The sequence below is a fragment of the Paenibacillus durus ATCC 35681 genome (assembly GCF_000993825.1).
Taxonomy (GTDB): Bacteria; Bacillota; Bacilli; order Paenibacillales; family Paenibacillaceae; genus Paenibacillus_AQ; species Paenibacillus_AQ durus_B.
Map to the genome: position 1 here is coordinate 549,065 of NZ_CP011114.1, position 16,982 is coordinate 566,046.

The 16,982-nt window shown below is 54.6% G+C and carries 13 protein-coding genes; 8 read left to right on the top strand and 5 right to left on the bottom strand.

All coding sequences use genetic code 11. From position 1 onward, the window contains the following. The first annotated feature begins 40 nt into the window (after positions 1–40). From VK70_RS02450 to VK70_RS02475, 6 genes are all read left to right on the top strand, one after another. Positions 41–4,066, top strand: a complete 4,026-nt coding sequence (locus tag VK70_RS02450; RefSeq protein ID WP_025699097.1) for a GH32 C-terminal domain-containing protein — start codon at positions 41–43, stop codon at positions 4,064–4,066. 71 nt (positions 4,067–4,137) lie between these two features. Continuing rightward, complete coding sequence (locus tag VK70_RS02455) at positions 4,138–5,040, top strand: ABC transporter permease (protein WP_025699094.1); 903 nt, start codon at positions 4,138–4,140, stop codon at positions 5,038–5,040. Positions 5,041–5,057: 17 nt separating this feature from the next. Continuing rightward, positions 5,058–5,948 carry a carbohydrate ABC transporter permease gene (locus tag VK70_RS02460; RefSeq protein WP_025699092.1) on the top strand — a complete coding sequence of 297 codons (891 nt, stop codon included), beginning with the start codon at positions 5,058–5,060 and terminating at the stop codon, positions 5,946–5,948. A gap of 111 nt (positions 5,949–6,059) precedes the next feature. Then, positions 6,060–7,703, top strand: coding sequence for an extracellular solute-binding protein (locus tag VK70_RS02465; protein WP_046722752.1), 1,644 nt, complete (start codon positions 6,060–6,062; stop codon positions 7,701–7,703). 95 nt (positions 7,704–7,798) lie between these two features. Beyond that, on the top strand, positions 7,799–10,057 hold the full coding sequence (locus VK70_RS02470) for a LamG-like jellyroll fold domain-containing protein (RefSeq protein ID WP_025699089.1): 2,259 nt from the start codon (positions 7,799–7,801) through the stop codon (positions 10,055–10,057). A gap of 24 nt (positions 10,058–10,081) precedes the next feature. Continuing rightward, the gene (locus tag VK70_RS02475) at positions 10,082–11,572 is read left to right on the top strand and encodes a glycoside hydrolase family 32 protein (RefSeq protein ID WP_025699087.1); all 1,491 of its coding nucleotides are present in this window, start codon (positions 10,082–10,084) and stop codon (positions 11,570–11,572) included. Between the two features lie 74 nt (positions 11,573–11,646). Here VK70_RS02475 and VK70_RS02480 read toward each other — a convergent pair whose 3' ends face one another. From VK70_RS02480 to VK70_RS02500, 5 genes are all read right to left on the bottom strand, one after another. Continuing rightward, on the bottom strand, positions 11,647–11,895 hold the full coding sequence (locus VK70_RS02480; RefSeq protein WP_025699085.1) for a glutaredoxin family protein: 249 nt from the start codon (positions 11,893–11,895) through the stop codon (positions 11,647–11,649). Next, complete coding sequence (ytxJ, locus tag VK70_RS02485) at positions 11,892–12,218, bottom strand: bacillithiol system redox-active protein YtxJ (RefSeq protein ID WP_025699083.1); 327 nt, start codon at positions 12,216–12,218, stop codon at positions 11,892–11,894. The genes VK70_RS02480 and ytxJ overlap by 4 nt, the downstream gene beginning before the upstream one ends. Positions 12,219–12,356: 138 nt before the next feature. Continuing rightward, positions 12,357–12,866, bottom strand: a complete 510-nt coding sequence (locus tag VK70_RS02490) for a GNAT family N-acetyltransferase (RefSeq protein ID WP_025699080.1) — start codon at positions 12,864–12,866, stop codon at positions 12,357–12,359. 225 nt (positions 12,867–13,091) lie between these two features. Continuing rightward, positions 13,092–13,535 carry a hypothetical protein gene (locus VK70_RS02495; protein ID WP_025699079.1) on the bottom strand — a complete coding sequence of 148 codons (444 nt, stop codon included), beginning with the start codon at positions 13,533–13,535 and terminating at the stop codon, positions 13,092–13,094. A 68-nt stretch (positions 13,536–13,603) separates the two neighbouring features. Beyond that, positions 13,604–14,302 carry a GntR family transcriptional regulator gene (locus tag VK70_RS02500; protein WP_158454043.1) on the bottom strand — a complete coding sequence of 233 codons (699 nt, stop codon included), beginning with the start codon at positions 14,300–14,302 and terminating at the stop codon, positions 13,604–13,606. 163 nt (positions 14,303–14,465) lie between these two features. Here VK70_RS02500 and dpaL point away from each other — a divergent pair, with 163 nt between their 5' ends. Both dpaL and VK70_RS02510 read left to right on the top strand, forming a co-directional pair. After that, positions 14,466–15,689: a diaminopropionate ammonia-lyase gene (gene dpaL, locus VK70_RS02505; protein WP_025699075.1), complete on the top strand. Its 1,224-nt coding sequence runs from the start codon at positions 14,466–14,468 to the stop codon at positions 15,687–15,689. Positions 15,690–15,734: 45 nt separating this feature from the next. Then, positions 15,735–16,979, top strand: a complete 1,245-nt coding sequence (locus tag VK70_RS02510) for a Zn-dependent hydrolase (protein ID WP_025699074.1) — start codon at positions 15,735–15,737, stop codon at positions 16,977–16,979. Positions 16,980–16,982: the final 3 nt, after the last annotated feature.

The window sequence follows — 16,982 nt, forward strand, 5'->3', positions numbered from 1 at the left end:
CAGGGAAAGCAGAACAAAATCGAAAGGGGAAAAGTACGCAATGCAATTCAAACCGAGGCGCCGGTTCGTGTGCCGGCTGCTTGCCATTCTTGCATTTCTTTATTTGATTCCGGTTCATATGCCTGCCGCCAAAGCCTATTCGAATTCGATCACAAATCCCGGGTTTGAGACGGGGACGCTGTCAGGCTGGACGATTGAGAGCGGGGATGCGTTCAGCTCGGGCGATGTGACGAGCGACACCGATTATTGGAACCGGCAGAAATTCAACCAGCATAATTTTTGGCATATCTGGGGGGGACGCGGCAACAATGCCAAAGTGGGTGTACTCAAATCCGAAACGTTCACCTTGGCCGGCGACGGACAGATCGACTTCCTGATGGGAGGGGACAGCGACATTAACAATCTTTATGCGGCCTTGGTTGATAGCGCTACCAATACAGAGCTGTTAAAGGCCACGGGCAACAATACAGACACCTATTCCATACAAAGCTGGGATGCTTCGGCTTACGTTGGAAAGGTTGTGTACATCAAGCTTGTCGATAACTCGGCGGCGGGGCATCTCAATATCGACGACATCAACGTTCCCCAAAGTCCCTCTCTGAATGGGCATATCGAGCCTGCCCTGTACAACCACGATTTCGAGCAGTCCGATCTGAATCCTGGCGAAATCAGGGGCTGGATCAATGTCAGCGGGGACGCGTTCGCCCCAAGCAGCCTGGTCCATGAGGAATTCTACAGCGAGGGCGGGAAGTTCAATCAGGCGGGCACCTACCATCTGTGGGGCTTTAAAGATGGCGGGGATGCCCAGACCGGTTCCATCAGATCCGAGACGTTCACGCTGGGCGGCAACGGCGGCATTGATTTTCTCATCAACGGAGGCAGGGACACAGCCAACCTGTATGTCGCGCTGGTCAAAGCAAATGGCGGGCAAATCCTGTTCAAGGAAACCGGACGGAACTCCGAAGCGTTTCAGCGGGTATTCTGGGATGCTTCCGCCTACCTCGGGCAGGATGTCTATATCCGCATCGTCGATCAGGCGACAGGCGGCTTCGGGCACCTCGGCGCAGACGACTTCCATGTCTACAACTCGCAATACGCCGGCGGGCTGGCCGGTTATTGGAAATTGAACGAAGCTTCAGGCAAGACGACAATGGAGACGGTGTCAGGCACAGAGGACCCGGTATCGTATCATCTGAACACCGGAGTTTATCAAGCGGCCCAGGACCCGCTCTGGCGGAGCGACGGCATCAGCGGCGGGGCGCTTCTGTTCGACGGCTATTCCACCTGGGTTACGCGGAACGCGAGCCATTTTCCGACACCAACCCAAGCGATCACGGTAGGAGCCTGGGTCGCCCCGCGAAATTTCGAGCATGGAGACGAGGGACGCTTGTCTGCGATTGTGAACCAGCATAACCGGGAAGCGAAAGAGGGCTTTATTCTCGGCAACTACCGTCATGGCACCTGGGGCTTTCAGTTCGGCACGGGCAGCAACTGGCGGGAAATCAAGACCGACAGCGAGCTGCCGCTTGATGAGTGGTCCTACGTGGTCGCGACTTACGAGAGCTCAACGGGCAAGGCTGCGCTTTACCTTAACGGAAGTCTGGTAACCACGGCGGATTTCACTCCCGGCGAAGCCATCGTTCCCAGCGATACGGATCTCTTTATCGGCAAAAATAATCAGGGATTCTGGCTGTACGGCTTCAATCTGAATGCCTTTAGCGGACTTATCGATGAAGTGAAAATTTACAATCAGGCGCTCAGCGCAGCCGATGTGCAGAACGCGTATAACGCATACGTCAGCGCGCTGGGCGGTAATCTGCCGACGGCGAATAACCGGATGGACCGCAGCGTCTATCAGGATGACGTTCAAAGGCCGCAATATCATGCGGAGCCGCCGTCAGGCTGGCAGAATGAACCGGGCGGACCGATCTACTTCAATGGACAATACCACGTGTTTTACCAGAGTAACCCGCGCGGGCCGTTCTGGAACCACATCCGCTGGGGGCACTTGGTCAGCAGTGATATGGTGCATTGGCGCGATGCCAAAGACGCCGTGATTCCGGAGAAAAACGCCGTCGATCCGGACGGGGCATGGGCCGGCGGTTTGGTGCTTGATGGCAACGATATTCCGGTTATCTTCTATACGGCGGGCGACGACCGGCGAACGCCCAACCAGCGGATCAATATCGCCCGCAGCAATTTCGGGGTGGATCAGGACAATGATCTGAACCATTGGCTCAAAAGCCCGAAAGTCGTCGTCGACCAACAGCCCGGCGAAGGGATCATGGGCGAGTTTCGCGATCCGTTTGTCTTCAAAGACGGGAACACCTGGTTCATGCTTGTAACCTCGGGCAAGAAAGACAGTTCCGGGAACGACATCGGCGGCACGGCGCTGGTCTATTCAACGACCGATCCGACGCTGGAGAGCGGCTGGACGTTCAGGGGCGATCTTTATGTCGGGGATTACGGAACCTATCCGGAGACGGGCCGCGTGTGGGAGCTTCCGAATCTCCGACCCCTGGGCAGCAGCGGCAAATATATATTCATGATCAACCCGGCGAAAATGGCGCGGGGCGAATACCAGTCCCGGTACACCTATTACTGGATCGGCACATGGAATCCGGCTGCGGCCAAATTCGTTCCGGATGATCCGGCCCCGCAGCTGCTTGACGTTGGCGAGCATTTCACCGGACCGGCAGCGGGCTTGACGCCGGATGGACGCACAGTTATTTATTCCATCGCCCAGGGCCGAAGAACGGCGACCATGGACTATAACGCGGGCTATGCGCATAATTTCGGGCTGCCGCTGAATGTCTACCTCCGTCCGGACGGCAGACTCGGGGAAGAGCCGATTGCGGAGCTGAGTTCGCTTCGCGGCACGCAGCTTGTCAATATCACATCCGACACGGGCTTCTCGGCTACGAACACAGAACTCTCTGCCATCAGCTCAGATATGTACGAGATCGAAGCGGAAATTGACCCCGGCAGCGCCAACGAGGTGGGCTTCAGCCTCCGCCGCTCGTCCAGCGCGGAAGAAGAGACGATCGTGTATTACAAGAAGAACTCGAAGGAATTCTTTGTGAACCGGACCAAATCCAGTCTGAATCCCGATGTGGAGAAGTGGTACCAAGGGGGGACCGTAGATATTGGCTCTGAAAATATCAAGCTGCGCATCTTCGTTGACCGCTCCATGGTGGAATCGTACCTGAATGGATTGAAGTCGCTTACAACCCGCGCTTATCCGACCCGCGCCGACGCCAAAGGAATCCGGCTCTGGGCCAATGCCAATTCGAACACCGTTGTCGTGAAATCATTGAAGATTTGGGCGATGAACTCGGCATACGGCGCCGTGAATCCAACGGGAGTTACGCTGCCTGCGAGCAAGACCATTATCCAGGGCGACAGCCAGCTTGTGCTTGCCACCGTCAGCCCGGCGAACGCCACGAACAAGGATGTCATCTGGACATCCAGCAATCCGGCGGTCGCGACCGTGGTGAACGGGAAGATCACGGCGAAGGCCGCCGGCAATGCCACAATCACCGCGAAGACCCGGGTGGGCAATTATACCGCAACGACAGCCGTTACCGTCACGGCGGAACCGGCGCATGGCGAGCTGACGAACCACGAGTTCGACAATCAGTTGACCGGCTGGACGGTAGTATCCGGCAATGCGTTCTCCAGCCAGGACGTTACGTCGGACGGCAATTGGGGCTGGGGCGGACCGTTTAACCAAAGCGGCGCCAACCATCTTTGGGGCGTAAAAGACGGCAATGACGCCCAAATCGGAGTTTTGAAGTCCCAGACCTTTACGCTCGGCGGCAATGGACAGATCAATCTGCTCGTAGGGGGCGGCAACAACTATTACGACCTCTACGTCGCGCTGGTCCGTTCCTCGGACGGCAAGGAATTGTTCAAAGCCACCGGTCTTGACCAGGAATCCTACAACCGAGTCTATTGGGACGCTTCCGATTATATCGGTACGGCATGCTATATCAAGATTGTGGATAACGCAACGGGCGCCTGGGGCCACATCAACGTGGACGACGTGAACGTGCCGGTGCAGTAAGCGTGCGGGCGGCGGCACGTTCCTCACGCGCCGCTGCCCGCGTTACATCGAATTGCCAGGGGGAGTCAAATATGAGAAAGCTGAAAGCTGCCCGAAAAAATTGGGAACTGTATTTGCTGCTTATTCTGCCTGTAGCCTACTTTATTATTTTTCGGTATGTCCCCATGTACGGCGTGCAGATCGCTTTTAAAGACTTTACGCCGCGCGCCGGAATTTGGGGAAGCCCATGGGTGGGATTTCAGTATTTCCGGGAGTTTTTTGAATCCTATAACTTCTGGACGATCATCAAGAACACCGTTCTGCTTAGCCTCTTGAACCTGCTGATCTCCTTTCCCATTCCCGTGATTATCGCCATTCTGCTGAATCAGTTGGCTCGGGAGAAGCTGAAGAAGTTCGTTCAAACCGTAATCTATGCCCCTTATTTCATCTCCACCGTTGTGCTTGCCGGCATGATCATTGTGTTTCTGTCGCCGAACAGCGGGCTGATCAATCATCTCATCGGAGCGTTCGGCGGGGAGCCGGTGCTGTTCATGTCCGAAGCTGGCTGGTTCCGCCCGATCTATATTCTGAGTACGGTATGGCAGGAGACCGGGTTCGCCACCATTATTTATCTGGCCGCGCTGGCCGGCATTGACCCGCATCTTCATGAAGCCGCCGTAGTAGACGGGGCGAACAAATGGCAGCGAATCCGTCATATCGACTTGACCGGGATTCTTCCTACCATTACCGTGCTGTTCATTCTGGCCGTAGGCAACTTGATGAACGTAGGATTTGAGAAAGCCTTTCTGCTGCAAACCGACCTCAATATCGATGCGTCGGAGATCATCTCGACCTATGTGTACAAAATCGGCATCCAGCGCGCGCAGTACAGCTTCTCGGCGGCAATCGGACTGTTTAACGCGGCCATCAATCTGGTGCTTCTGCTTATCGTCAACCGAACGGCCAAAAAAATAAGCGGGAACGGATTGTTTTAGAAAGGGGGAGATAGAGCATGTTTCAAATGAAACGCAAGCTGAAAAGCGATATTGCTTTCGATGTGGCGAATTTCATCGTGCTGGGCGGATTTACGCTGATGATTCTATATCCGCTTTATTTTATCGTAATCGCTTCTATAAGCGACCCGAACCAGATTTATGCGGGCAACGTATGGTTGTGGCCCAAGTCGATTACCTTTGACGGCTACCGGCGGATTTTCAGCGACAACACCATTTGGATCGGTTACCGGAACTCCTTATTCTACGCCGCGCTCGCGGCTGTCATCAGTTCGGTTCTGACCGTTATGGCGGCTTATCCGCTGTCGCGCAAAGACCTTTACGGCCGGAACGCCTTCATGATGATTTTTGTCGTCACCCTCTTTTTTAACGGCGGAATTATCCCGACCTACCTGCTTGTCAAAAATCTTCACATGATCAATACCATCTGGGCGGTTGTGCTTCCCGGAGCGGTGGACGCGTTCGCCATCATTATCGCACGGACGTTCTTCCAGAGCTTGCCCGATGAACTCCGCGAGGCCGCTGCCATCGACGGGTGCACCAATTTGCGCTACATCTGGAGCATTGTCGTGCCGCTGTCGAAACCGATCATCGCCGTGCTTGTGCTGCTCGCCGTAGTCCGCCAGTGGAACGGATTCTTTGACGCCCTGATTTATGTGAACGATTCGTCGCTGTACCCGCTGCAGCTCATTTTGAGGAACATCCTGATCCAGAACCAGCCTTCCGGGGATATGCTGACGGACATTACGACGCTCGTAGCCCAGCAGAAGGTGACCGAGCTGATTAAATTCGGAGTCATTATCGTAGCGGCGCTCCCGCTCCTCACGCTGTATCCGCTGCTTCAACGTTATTTTGTCAAAGGCGTCATGATCGGTTCGGTCAAGGGATGAGATGAGGCCGGGGCTGTCCGCGAATGCGCTGAAAGGAGGTGGGGCCTGGTAATTGTAAGGGTGGCAAGTGTCTGCATAGGGCAAGTCATCATAAGGGAGGTTTGATTTGCAATGAATAGAAAAATATCCATGTTTATCGTGGCGGTATTATGTGCCTCCACCGTACTTACGGCATGCAGCGGCAACAACGCTTCAAACAATGCTCCGGCTGCATCGAGTGCGGCGGGTGATGCAAGCAGCGGCGAAGCCGCAGGTTTCCCGCTTAAGGAGAAATTGACGCTGAAGGCGGTGGCGAAGCGTCCGGCGCTGGCGCCGAGCGATTTCAACGATTTTGAACTGGCGAAGCGGATGGAGTCGGAGACGAATGTCCATGTGGAATGGACCACAATCGTTGATACGGATTATGATCAGAAGAAAAACCTGCTGCTGGCAAGCGGCGATTTGCCGGATATGTTCTACGGAGCCTCCTTTACGGACACGGAGCTGCTGCATTACGGCCAGGATGGCACCATTATTCCGCTTAACGATCTGATCGACAAGCATATGCCCAACCTGAAAGCGCTCTTTGAGAAGCGGCCCGACATCAAAGCGCTCGTTACGGCTCCCGACGGCAACATTTACTCTCTCCCGGTAGGCGAGGAGCTGGGCAGCGGGCAGGAGGATATCGGGGCCAATCCGGACTTTTTGTATATTAATTCAGACTGGCTGAAGAATGTTGGACTTGAAATGCCGAAGACCTTGGAAGAATACCACAATGTATTGAAAGCGTTTAAAGATAAAGACCCCAACAAGAACGGCAAGAAAGACGAAATTCCGCTCTCCTTCATCAACGCTTATTGGACCGGGGATATCGGCTATCTGTTCGGCGCGTTCGGCGAACCCGACAAGACGTATCAGCCGGACAACAAGACCTTCTCCGAGCATCTGAACGTCAAGGACGGAAAGGTATACTACGCCGCTCTGCAGCCGGGATACAAAGAGGCGGTAAAATATTTTCACACCTGGTTTGAAGAAGGTCTGGTCGATATCGAAGCCTTCACCCATAACGATGCGCAGTATTTGGCAAAAGGCAAGACGCAAGATGAAACGCTGGGCTCCTTCCTCTGGTGGGACCGTACCGACGTAGTGGGCGGGGAGCGGGATGATCACTATCCGATCGTGCCTCCGTTCAAAGACATGGTGGTGAAATGGAATAACGGTTCGGCGATTGGCAGAGGCGGTACGGTCATTACGGAAGCGAACAAGAATCCGGACGTGACCGCCGAGTGGCTCGACAAGCTGTACGAACCGGTTACGGCGGCGGAAGTCCATTGGGGACCTATCGGCACATGGTTTGAGAAAGACGCAAACGGACTGCTCGTTCAGAAGAAAGATATCGAGAACCCGGGCGAATTCCGGCGGACGGTTTCTTTAGGAGGAGCGGGCGTCATTACGGGCGAGGATTTTGAGAAGATAGTCGCTCCGGAACCGCGCGCGAAACAGCGGATGGACGACATCAAGAACATTTTCGTGCCGCAGATGGAAAAAGAGCATTTCCCGCTTATTTTCTTCACGGATCAGGAATTGCAGACGATTGACCGCCTGAAACCGGAAATTCAGACCTACACGAACAAGATGCGTGCCCAGTGGCTGATGGACGGCAGCGTGGATGAAGGTTGGGATAAATACACCGCCGATCTGAAAAAAATGGGCATTGAGGACCTGATGAAGGTCTATCAGGACGGGTACGACCGCTATTTGAAAGCTCAGAAGTAATAGCTTATTAAAGCAAGCCGCATCTTAGGGCAGGCCGGAACGTCAGAACGCTCTGGCTTGTCTCCTCCTAATAACGCGGAAAGAATGGAGAGAACATGTTGAACGAGCCGATTACGTACTGGACTTTTGACGAAGGCCGTGGAAATCAATCGACAGACTCCGTATCCGGCAAAATCGATACGATACAATTCGCACTCAGCAAAGGACGTTACCAGGCTCCGAAAGATCCGGTCTGGGCTGCGGGGGTAAAGGGGAAAGCCTTGTCTTTTGACGGTTACTCCACGTTCATCCGCCGCCCCGCCTCTCAAGCCGCCTCTCAGCCTTCGGAAAATCTCACCATAACGGTGTGGGTTGCTCCAAGGACGTATGATTACGGGGCGGAGAACCGGCTTTCAGCTATTGTGAACCAGCATAACCGGGAGAGGAAGGAAGGCTATATTCTGGGCCTGTTCAGGCATGGAGCCTGGTCGTTCCAGGCGGGAGCGGGCGGCGAATGGCTGGAGACATGGTCTTCCGAGCCGCTTCCTTTGCACAGGTGGTCTTTTGTGAGCGCCGTATTCGCGGGGAGCGAAGGGCGGGTATCGCTGTATCTCAACGGGCGGAAAATAGCGGAGACCACTGCCGGTCAACCCTTGAAGATCACGCCCAGCAGCGCCGACCTGCTCATCGGGCGCAACAATGACGGAGTGATTTTGGCGGAAGCTTTCACTATGAATAACTTTGACGGCTGGATGGACGAGTTGGCGATTTATGACCGGGCGCTAACGGAAGCCGAAATTCAGCAGCGGTATGAGCAGGATCTCCTTGATCATGGCGGCGTTATCCCGTCTATCGACCGGAAGGCTATGCAAATTCCCAGGCACTATTTCGCCTCCGACCGCCACCGGCCGCAGTATCATATGAATCCGCCGGGACACTGGATGAATGAGCCTCACGCGCCGCTTTATTTTGGGGGCCAGTATCACTTGTTCTACCAGCAGAATCCCCAAGGCCCGTTCTACCATTATATTCACTGGGGGCATGCGGTTAGCCCGGATCTCGTACATTGGCGGGATTTAGAGGCCGCACTTAGCCCGGAGCCCGGGCTTGACCCAGACGGCATCTGGTCGGGAAGCGCCTCCTATGATCATGATGGTCTGCCGGTGCTGTTCTATACCATTGGAAATAACGGGGAGACTCCCAATCAGTCGATCGGTCTTGCCAGAAGCGCATTTTCCGAAGATGGCGACAACGATTTGGTAAGCTGGATAAAGCATCCCGCCCCAATTATTAGACAGGAGCGGGGGACGGGGTTGTTCGGAGAATTCCGCGATCCTTTTGTCTGGAAAGAAGACGGAATCTATTATATGCTTGTCGGAACGGGAGCAGGCGGGCAGGAGGAGGGCGGGACGGCTCTGGTGTATACGTCTTCCGATATGCTGGACTGGGAGTACCGGGGTCCATTATATATTAGCGACTATGGCAAATATCCATATCTCGGGAAAGCCTGGGAGCTTCCGGTCTTGCTCCCGCTCCCGCTTGAAGGAAAAGAAGGGGCCGGCTCGGGCAAGTATGTCCTGCTCATCAGTCCCTGGGGAGAAGGCGCGAAGGTTGAGGTCAACTACTGGATTGGAGCTTGGGACCCTGAAACCTGCAGATTTCATCCGGATCATGCGGAGCCGGGATTGATTGACGTCGGTGATTTTCATTTCACGGGACCAAGCGGCATGGTTGATCCCCGGACCGGACGCTCGCTCCTGTTTACGATTGCCCAAGGCGAACGGACGCCGGAAATCGATTATGATTGCGGCTGGGCGCACGGGGCGGGAATGCCGGTATCCTTGTTTCTGCGGGCCGACGGGCGGCTTGGCGTAGAACCGGTGGAGGAAACCGCGCTGCTCCGGGGAAGACGGCTGTTATCTGTGGCCGGGAGCAGTCTGGAGGACATCAACCGGCAACTGGCCGGGGTTAGTGGAGACATGCTGGAAATTATACTGCGCTTTAATTCATGTCAGGCTGAACAGGTCGGCATTTCCCTTCGCCGTACGCCGGATGGCGCGGAGGAGACAGTCATCCGGTTTAACCGTCTGGAGCAGCGGCTTGAGGTTGATCGTTCCAAGACGACGCTCGATGAGAGAGAGCGGACGCGGGGGATTCAAGGAGGCGAGCTTCCGATTGGCGAGGAAACCTTACGGCTGCATATTTTTGTCGACCGCTCGCTGATTGAATGTTACGCTAACGGGCTGAAGAGCCTGACGACCAGAGCTTATCCGTCGCGGCTGGATGCGCTTGGCCTACTGCTGTGGGCCGACGGCCCGGCGGAGCAAATCGATATGGACGTATGGGAGATGGGCCCGGCTTATCCAACCCATTAATACAGAGAAAAAGGAGATGCAGGAGTGTCTACAAAATCATACAGTGAAACGTTCCGCCCGCAATTTCATTATTCGCCGAAGGCGAATTGGCTGAATGATCCCAACGGACTGGTATGGTATGAGGGAGAGTATCACCTGTTCTATCAGCATCATCCCCACAGCGCGGTGTGGGGCCCCATGCATTGGGGTCATGCGGTAAGCAAAGACCTGGTCTACTGGGAAGAGCTTCCCATTGCGCTTTGGCCCGATCATAACGGGGCAATCTTCTCGGGAAGCGCGGTTGTGGACTGGCATGATACCACAGGCTTTTTTAATGGAGGCTCCGGTCTGGTGGCGATATTTACCCATCATGATACGCAGACTCCAAGCGGGGTGCCGCGCCAGAGTCAGAGCCTCGCTTACAGCACGGACAAGGGAAGAACCTGGACAGTGTACGAAGGCAATCCGGTTCTGGAGGATGAGCGGCACGTGGATTACCGCGATCCGAAAGTGTTCTGGGACGGTGAACGGGAGCGGTGGGCGATGGTGCTCGCCGCTGGGCAGCGCATTTTGTTCTATCATTCGCCCGATCTGATTCATTGGTCCTTCGGCAGCGAATTCGGCGCGTCGGAAGGCTCGCATGACGGGGTCTGGGAATGTCCTGATCTATTCAGACTCCCGATTGACGGGCGTAGCGGCGAATCCAAATGGGTGCTGATCGTCAGCATCGGACCAAATGATGAACTGGCGGAAGGCTCGCGGACCCAGTATTTTGTAGGGGAATATGACGGTGTCTCCTTTGCAAACGACAACCCGCCGGAAACCGTGCTGTGGCTGGATCACGGCAGGGACAATTATGCCGGGGTAACCTGGTCTGACGTTCCCCCGCAGGATGGGAGAAGGCTGCTAATCGGCTGGATGAACAACTGGAAGTACGCTAATCTGCTGCCGACGGAAACGTGGAGAGGTGCGATGACGCTGCCAAGGGAGCTTGGGCTTGCGCTGAGCGAAGACGGCGTTCGGCTGCGCCAGACGCCGGTGAAGGAGCTTGAGGCGCTCAGAGAAAACGAATTTCGGATTGAACCTACGGTGATCAATGCGGGGGACGGCAATATTTTGCAAGATATTCATGGATCTTCGCTGGAAATTGAAGCCGAAATCAAGCTTGCGGGCGCCCCCGTGTTCGGCTTTCGGATTCATGGCTCCGCCGGGCAGGGAACGGTCATCGGTTATGATGCGAGCCGCAGCTATCTGTTCATTGACCGCAGAAATGCCGGCACATCGGACTTTCATCCCGATTTCTCCTGCGAGCACGGAGCGGACCTGAAGCCCTCCGGCGATGTCATCAAGCTTCGGATCTTTGCCGACCATTCCTCTGTTGAAGTGTTCGCGGGTGATGGATATGTTGCGCTGACGGACCAGGTTTTTCCGGACCCGGAGCATCAGGAGCTGGAGCTGTATGTCCAAGAAGGAAGCATTGAAATCATCGCTTTGCGCGTATACGGCTTGAAGTCCATTTGGGATTGTTCAAAATAGGGAACGATACCTCATTAAACGAAAAGGAGCCTAAGTCTGCTGTTTTAGCGGACCTTAGGCTCTTTCCTTTAGATTTAGTTCTTTAACCCCGCCGCAGCAATCAGTTCCTTCAATTCGCCCTGGTTAAAGCCTTTGACCGCTCTGCCGCCCGCTACGGTAACCGGAATGCCCATGAAGCCGAGATGTTCCACTTCCTGCTGATAAGCCTCGCTTGTCATAATATCTCTGACCTCGAACGAGACGCCCTCGCTCTGAAGCATTTGTTTCACCCGGCTGCAATCGCCGCAGCCCTCGGTGGAGTAGACGATCACTTGGGCACTCATTGGCTTACAGCCTCTTTAATGCTCGATTGCGTAATTTTCCAGTGGGAAGTATTCCAGCGCACTTCGCCATCCTCAAGCAGGAAGATTTGCGGAGATTCATGCTTAATGCCGAAATCTTCGGCGATTTTGTTGGACACCGGACGGTCCTCGATTACGAGTACGACGGCGGCGTCGGTATCATTGTCTTTCAGATAGGACTGGAACTCTTCGTACGCTTTCGCGCTGATCGGGCAGGTCGTGCTGTGCTTGAACAGCAGCTTCTTTCCGGGCTTTGCAATATACTGCTCCAGCTCATCGGCGGAGTGGAGTTGCTGAATGGACATGAGATCACCTTCCTTAATATAGTTGCTAATCAACAGTAATTGTACCTCAGATTGTAACATGTTTCAAAATTAAAGCAATCGGTGTTACAGCCTCAAGACAGCGGTAATATGCCTTGGTGCTGCATGGTAATCGCCCATTCAGAGCTTCTTGTAATAAAACATCGTCTCATGCAGTTCCCCATCCGCCGACCGGGCATAATCCGGAATTCTGCCGGCTTCCACGTAACCGAGCGATTGATACAGCAGATTGGACGGATCGCCTGCGCGGGTATCAAGTACAAGCAGCGTTCGGTCTTCCGCTTCCATGTACGCTTCGGCCGTTTCCATCAATAGGCGGGCAATGCCCCGGCGGCGGCGCTGCGGATGAACCATCAGCTTGGCGATTTCCGCGCGGTGCAGTCCGTTCGGCTTCAGGGCAAGATGGAGCTGCACACTTCCGGCAATTCTGCCTTCATCCCAAGCAACCCATAATATAACGCCCTCGCCGGGCACGCCCCGCCAATACTGGGCGGCTTCCGCTTCCGCAAGCGGCGGCAAAAAACCGACGGATGCTCTGTCCTCCACCACCACGGTCAGCAGCCCCGCCAGTTCCCGTTCCAATCCTTCGTCTATTGCGCCGACTTGTTCTATACGAATCCCTGTTGTCATTAGCGCTGTCTCCTCTCCCGCCAGTCGGTCTACTCGGAAATGATTGTATACGCTACCCATTATACCGGGGGATGAAGAAGCTTACCAATCCCAATTGAAAGGGCTGCAGCAGGCGCAGCCATTCGGCATAAGCTGATATGTGAAAAAAACAGGGACCGCCCCGGCCTTATGGCCGAGAGGCTGGTCCCTGTTAGATGCCGGGCCTTTAGGCCGGCTGCGAATCTATTACTGGAAGTTCCGGTTTTGGTTGGCGGAGAATTGTCCCGGTGCTTGAATGCCAGTGCCAAAGGAAGATGACCCGATAGGCGCAGACCCGATGGAAGATCCTCCGATCGGAGAACCGAAAGAGCGGGTCGCAGGGTTTTGGAACCCAGGTTGGTTGTATGCCGAGCCAAATGTGCCGATTTGAGCCGATTGCTGCTCCACTTGACGGAATACTTGGGAGATTTGCTGCAATTGCTGAATGGCTGTTTGGTGGCCTTGCAGAACGCTCTGAATCGTTTGAGCCGCTCTACGCTCGCGGTTTGCCAGTTCCTCCAGCTGTCTTGCGTTTTGTTCTTCTTGCTGCAGAAGTTGTTGATACATTTGGCTGGATTGCTGTGTTTCGCTGATTAGCCGTTGAACAAGCTGCTCACCTTGGTTGATTTGATTGGTAATGTTCGTATTCAATGTTGTATCCTCCTTGTGGAGTGGATTGATAACCGAAAATTATTATGCTTTGGCTTCATGTAAATTATTCATTCATCTTCCAGAAGAACATTTGCGAACCCGTTTGTTTCCAATGCGGCGAAGCGGCGCCGGAAGCTGTTTTTCCAATTGATTTCAATGTTTTCGGCGGCAGCGGCAAAGTTCCCGTCTATTAGCGCGGCGATGATTGCTTTATGTTCTTCCACTGATTGCTCCGCTCCCGAAAAGCCGTTAAAATAAGCGACCTCATACCGCCGGAGCTTTTTCTTAAGTCCGTCCAGCACGCCGATAAGCTCTTCATTGGCCGACAAATCGATGATAACCTGATGAAACCGGGCGTCGCATTGCTGGGCATCCAGCGCATTTTCCTGCTCAAGAGCTCGCTCCAGTTCTTCATTGATTGCCCCCAGCTGCCGGATATGCTCCGGCTTAATATTCGCTTGGGCAAAAGAAACGGCAAGCTTCTCCAGTGTCCAGATCATCGGATACAGACGGTGCGCCTGCTGAATATCCACGGGAGCCACCTGTGTCCAGCTATTAGCTTTGGTCTGCACCATTCCTTCTTCTTCCAATCGCAATAAAGCTTCGCGGATAGGGGTGCGGCTTGTTCCCAGCGCGTCCGCCAATTGCTGATCCTTCAGCTTGTCGCCAGGCTTTAATTCTCCGCTGATAATCCATTCCTGTATCCGCAGATACACCTGCTCGCGAATCGATGTGCGTTTGACTTGGGTTGTAGATTTTGGCAGCAAACGGGAGCCTCCTCCATACTTTTGTATGTAATATATCATGTGCAATTTATAACGATCAAATCAAGCTTGTTTCGACAGGGAAAACCCGATTGACAGCAAAATAAATGAAATGTAATATGTGATATATTACTTCAAGATGCTATGAATGAGAGGAGTCTCTAGGATGGATATAGCGGATTTTCGGTATATAACCAACGAACGGGTACGCGATGGAAATGTCAGTAAAACGCCGGTGCGGTTCATTGACCGTGAACGGGCAGCCAAAGTGAGAAATTTCCACCGAAGTTTTGCCGAATATGAGCCGACGCCCCTTCACAGCCTGAACGCTTTATCGCGTAAGCTTAACGTTGGCGGTATCTGGATCAAGGACGAATCGCACCGGTTTGGACTTAACGCTTTTAAAGTGCTGGGTGGCTCCTATGCTGTCGGCAAGTACTTGGCGGAGCGGCTGAAGCTGGATATCTCGGAGCTTGATTTCGGCAAGCTGCAATCCAGGGAGATCAAAGAGCGGCTGGGAGAGCTTACATTTGTTACGGCAACAGACGGAAACCACGGCAGAGGGATCGCCTGGGCGGCCAACCGGCTGGGACAGAAATCGGTGGTGTTCATGCCCAAGGGCTCTTCAGCGGCAAGGTTGCAAAACATAAGAAATGAAGGGGCGGAAGCCTCCATTACAGAGCTGAATTATGATGATACGGTAAAAATGGCCGCCCGGTACGCTGCCGATCATCACGGAGTTCTGGTCCAGGACAGTGCGTGGGAGGGCTATGAAGACATCCCGGTCTGGATTATGCAGGGCTACTGCACGCTCATTCATGAGGCGATGGAGCAGATGCAGGGAGAAGGCAAGGGCTGTCCGACCCACGTATTTCTTCAGGCGGGTGTCGGCTCCTTCGCAGCAAGCGTGCTGGGCTATTTTGTGGCGGAATTCGGGGAGGAACGTCCGGTAACGATTATCGTGGAGCCGAGTGAAGCGGCGTGCTTCTATAAATCCGCGGTGAAAAATGACGGGGAGCCCCATGCCGTGACCGGCGATCTGCGGACGATTATGGCGGGACTCGCCTGCGGGGAGCCCAGCACGGTCGCCTGGGAGATTTTAAGGGATTATGCCGATATGTATATTTCCTGTCCGGATGCGGTGTCGGCCAAAGCCATGCGAATGCTCGGCAATCCTTTGCCCGGCGACCCCCGGGTCGTTTCCGGCGAATCCGGCGCCGTGGGATTGGGCGTTCTGAGCCTGATTCGGGAGAAGCAATCTTTGCAGGAAGTAGCCCAGCGGCTGCAATTGAACGAGGAATCGAGAGTGCTCATCATAAGCACAGAAGGTGATACGGACCCGGAGGGGTACAGGGATATCGTATGGGGCGGCAAGCATCCTTCTTTTTAACAGGGAATGGCCGAAGCACAGTTAAGTGAAAGAGGGGAATGAACAATGACATTCAGCAGTTTGAACTTATCTATACATGCCGACCAATTGCTGGGACATATTCAGCAGCTTGGGCAAATCGGTCGTGACCCAGGCGGCCAGTTGACCAGATTGGCGGCTTCGGATAACGACAAGCGTGGCCGTGACGCGCTGATCGCATGGATTAAAGAGGCCGGCCTGGAGGCGGCGGTTGACCGCATCGGCAACATCTTTGGCATCTGGCGTGTTCCAGGCCAAGATTATCAAGCGCCGGTCCTGATTGGCTCGCATATTGATACCGTCATCAATGCAGGCGTGTACGACGGCTGTTATGGTGTTCTTGCCGGTCTTGAGGTCATTCGGACGCTGCGGGAGGCCGGATTCACCCCTTCCCGTCCTATCGCAGTCACGGCATTCACGAACGAGGAAGGCGTGCGCTATGCCCCCGATATGATGGGTTCGCTTGTGTATGCGGGCGGGCTGCGGGCCACGGAGGCCTTGGCCTCCGTGGGAACGGACGGAAGCGTACTTGGCGAGGAACTGGCTCGTATCGGCTATGCAGGTACAGAGGAGCCGGGCTTCATGATGCCTCATGCTTATGTGGAGCTTCACATTGAACAAGGGCCTGTGCTGGAAAGTATGGACATTCCAATCGGCGCGGTCGAGAATCTTCAGGGGATTTCCTGGCAGCGGGTCACTATTGAGGGTGTCGCCAACCATGCGGGTACGACTCCGATATCGATGCGCAAAGATGCGGGACATGCGGCAGCCCGTGTCATTACATTTTTGCGCGACCGTGCGATCCGTTCGCAGACGCCTGCCGTGGCGACAGTCGGCTGCATCCGCTTTGAGCCTGATGCGATCAATGTCATCCCTTCAAGGGCCACTTTTACTGTTGACCTGCGCAATCCGGACGAGCAGAGTTTACAGGCTGAAGAGGCGGCGCTTGCCGAATACCTCACTGAACTTGCCGCTGCCGAAGGGTTGACCATTACCACAGAGCGTATGGCCCGTTTTGAGCCGGTCATTTTCGACGCCGCTATTGTCGGGCTGGTGGAAGCCGCCGCCAAGCAGCGCGGTCTGACCTCAAGACGGATAACATCCGGCGCTGGTCATGACGCCCAGATGATGGCCCGCATATGTCCGGCAGCGATGATCTTTGTTCCGAGCATCGGCGGCATCAGTCATAACCCGCAGGAGTACACGCCGGGGGCCGACCTGGTTGCCGGAGCCAACGTGCTGCTTGACGTTATAGTGGACCTTGCCCGGTAAGGC

Bases quoted from the DNA above. Each gene is read 5' to 3' on its own strand.
- VK70_RS02455 (WP_025699094.1), top strand. From the start codon at position 4,138: ATGAGAAAGCTGAAAGCTGCCCGAAAAAATTGGGAACTGTATTTGCTG.
- VK70_RS02450 (WP_025699097.1), top strand. From the start codon at position 41: ATGCAATTCAAACCGAGGCGCCGGTTCGTGTGCCGGCTGCTTGCCATT.
- VK70_RS02460 (WP_025699092.1), top strand. From the start codon at position 5,058: ATGTTTCAAATGAAACGCAAGCTGAAAAGCGATATTGCTTTCGATGTG.
- dpaL (WP_025699075.1), top strand. From the start codon at position 14,466: ATGGATATAGCGGATTTTCGGTATATAACCAACGAACGGGTACGCGAT.
- VK70_RS02470 (WP_025699089.1), top strand. From the start codon at position 7,799: ATGTTGAACGAGCCGATTACGTACTGGACTTTTGACGAAGGCCGTGGA.
- VK70_RS02510 (WP_025699074.1), top strand. From the start codon at position 15,735: ATGACATTCAGCAGTTTGAACTTATCTATACATGCCGACCAATTGCTG.
- VK70_RS02480 (WP_025699085.1), bottom strand. From the start codon at position 11,895: ATGAGTGCCCAAGTGATCGTCTACTCCACCGAGGGCTGCGGCGATTGC.
- ytxJ (WP_025699083.1), bottom strand. From the start codon at position 12,218: ATGTCCATTCAGCAACTCCACTCCGCCGATGAGCTGGAGCAGTATATT.
- VK70_RS02490 (WP_025699080.1), bottom strand. From the start codon at position 12,866: ATGACAACAGGGATTCGTATAGAACAAGTCGGCGCAATAGACGAAGGA.
- VK70_RS02465 (WP_046722752.1), top strand. From the start codon at position 6,060: ATGAATAGAAAAATATCCATGTTTATCGTGGCGGTATTATGTGCCTCC.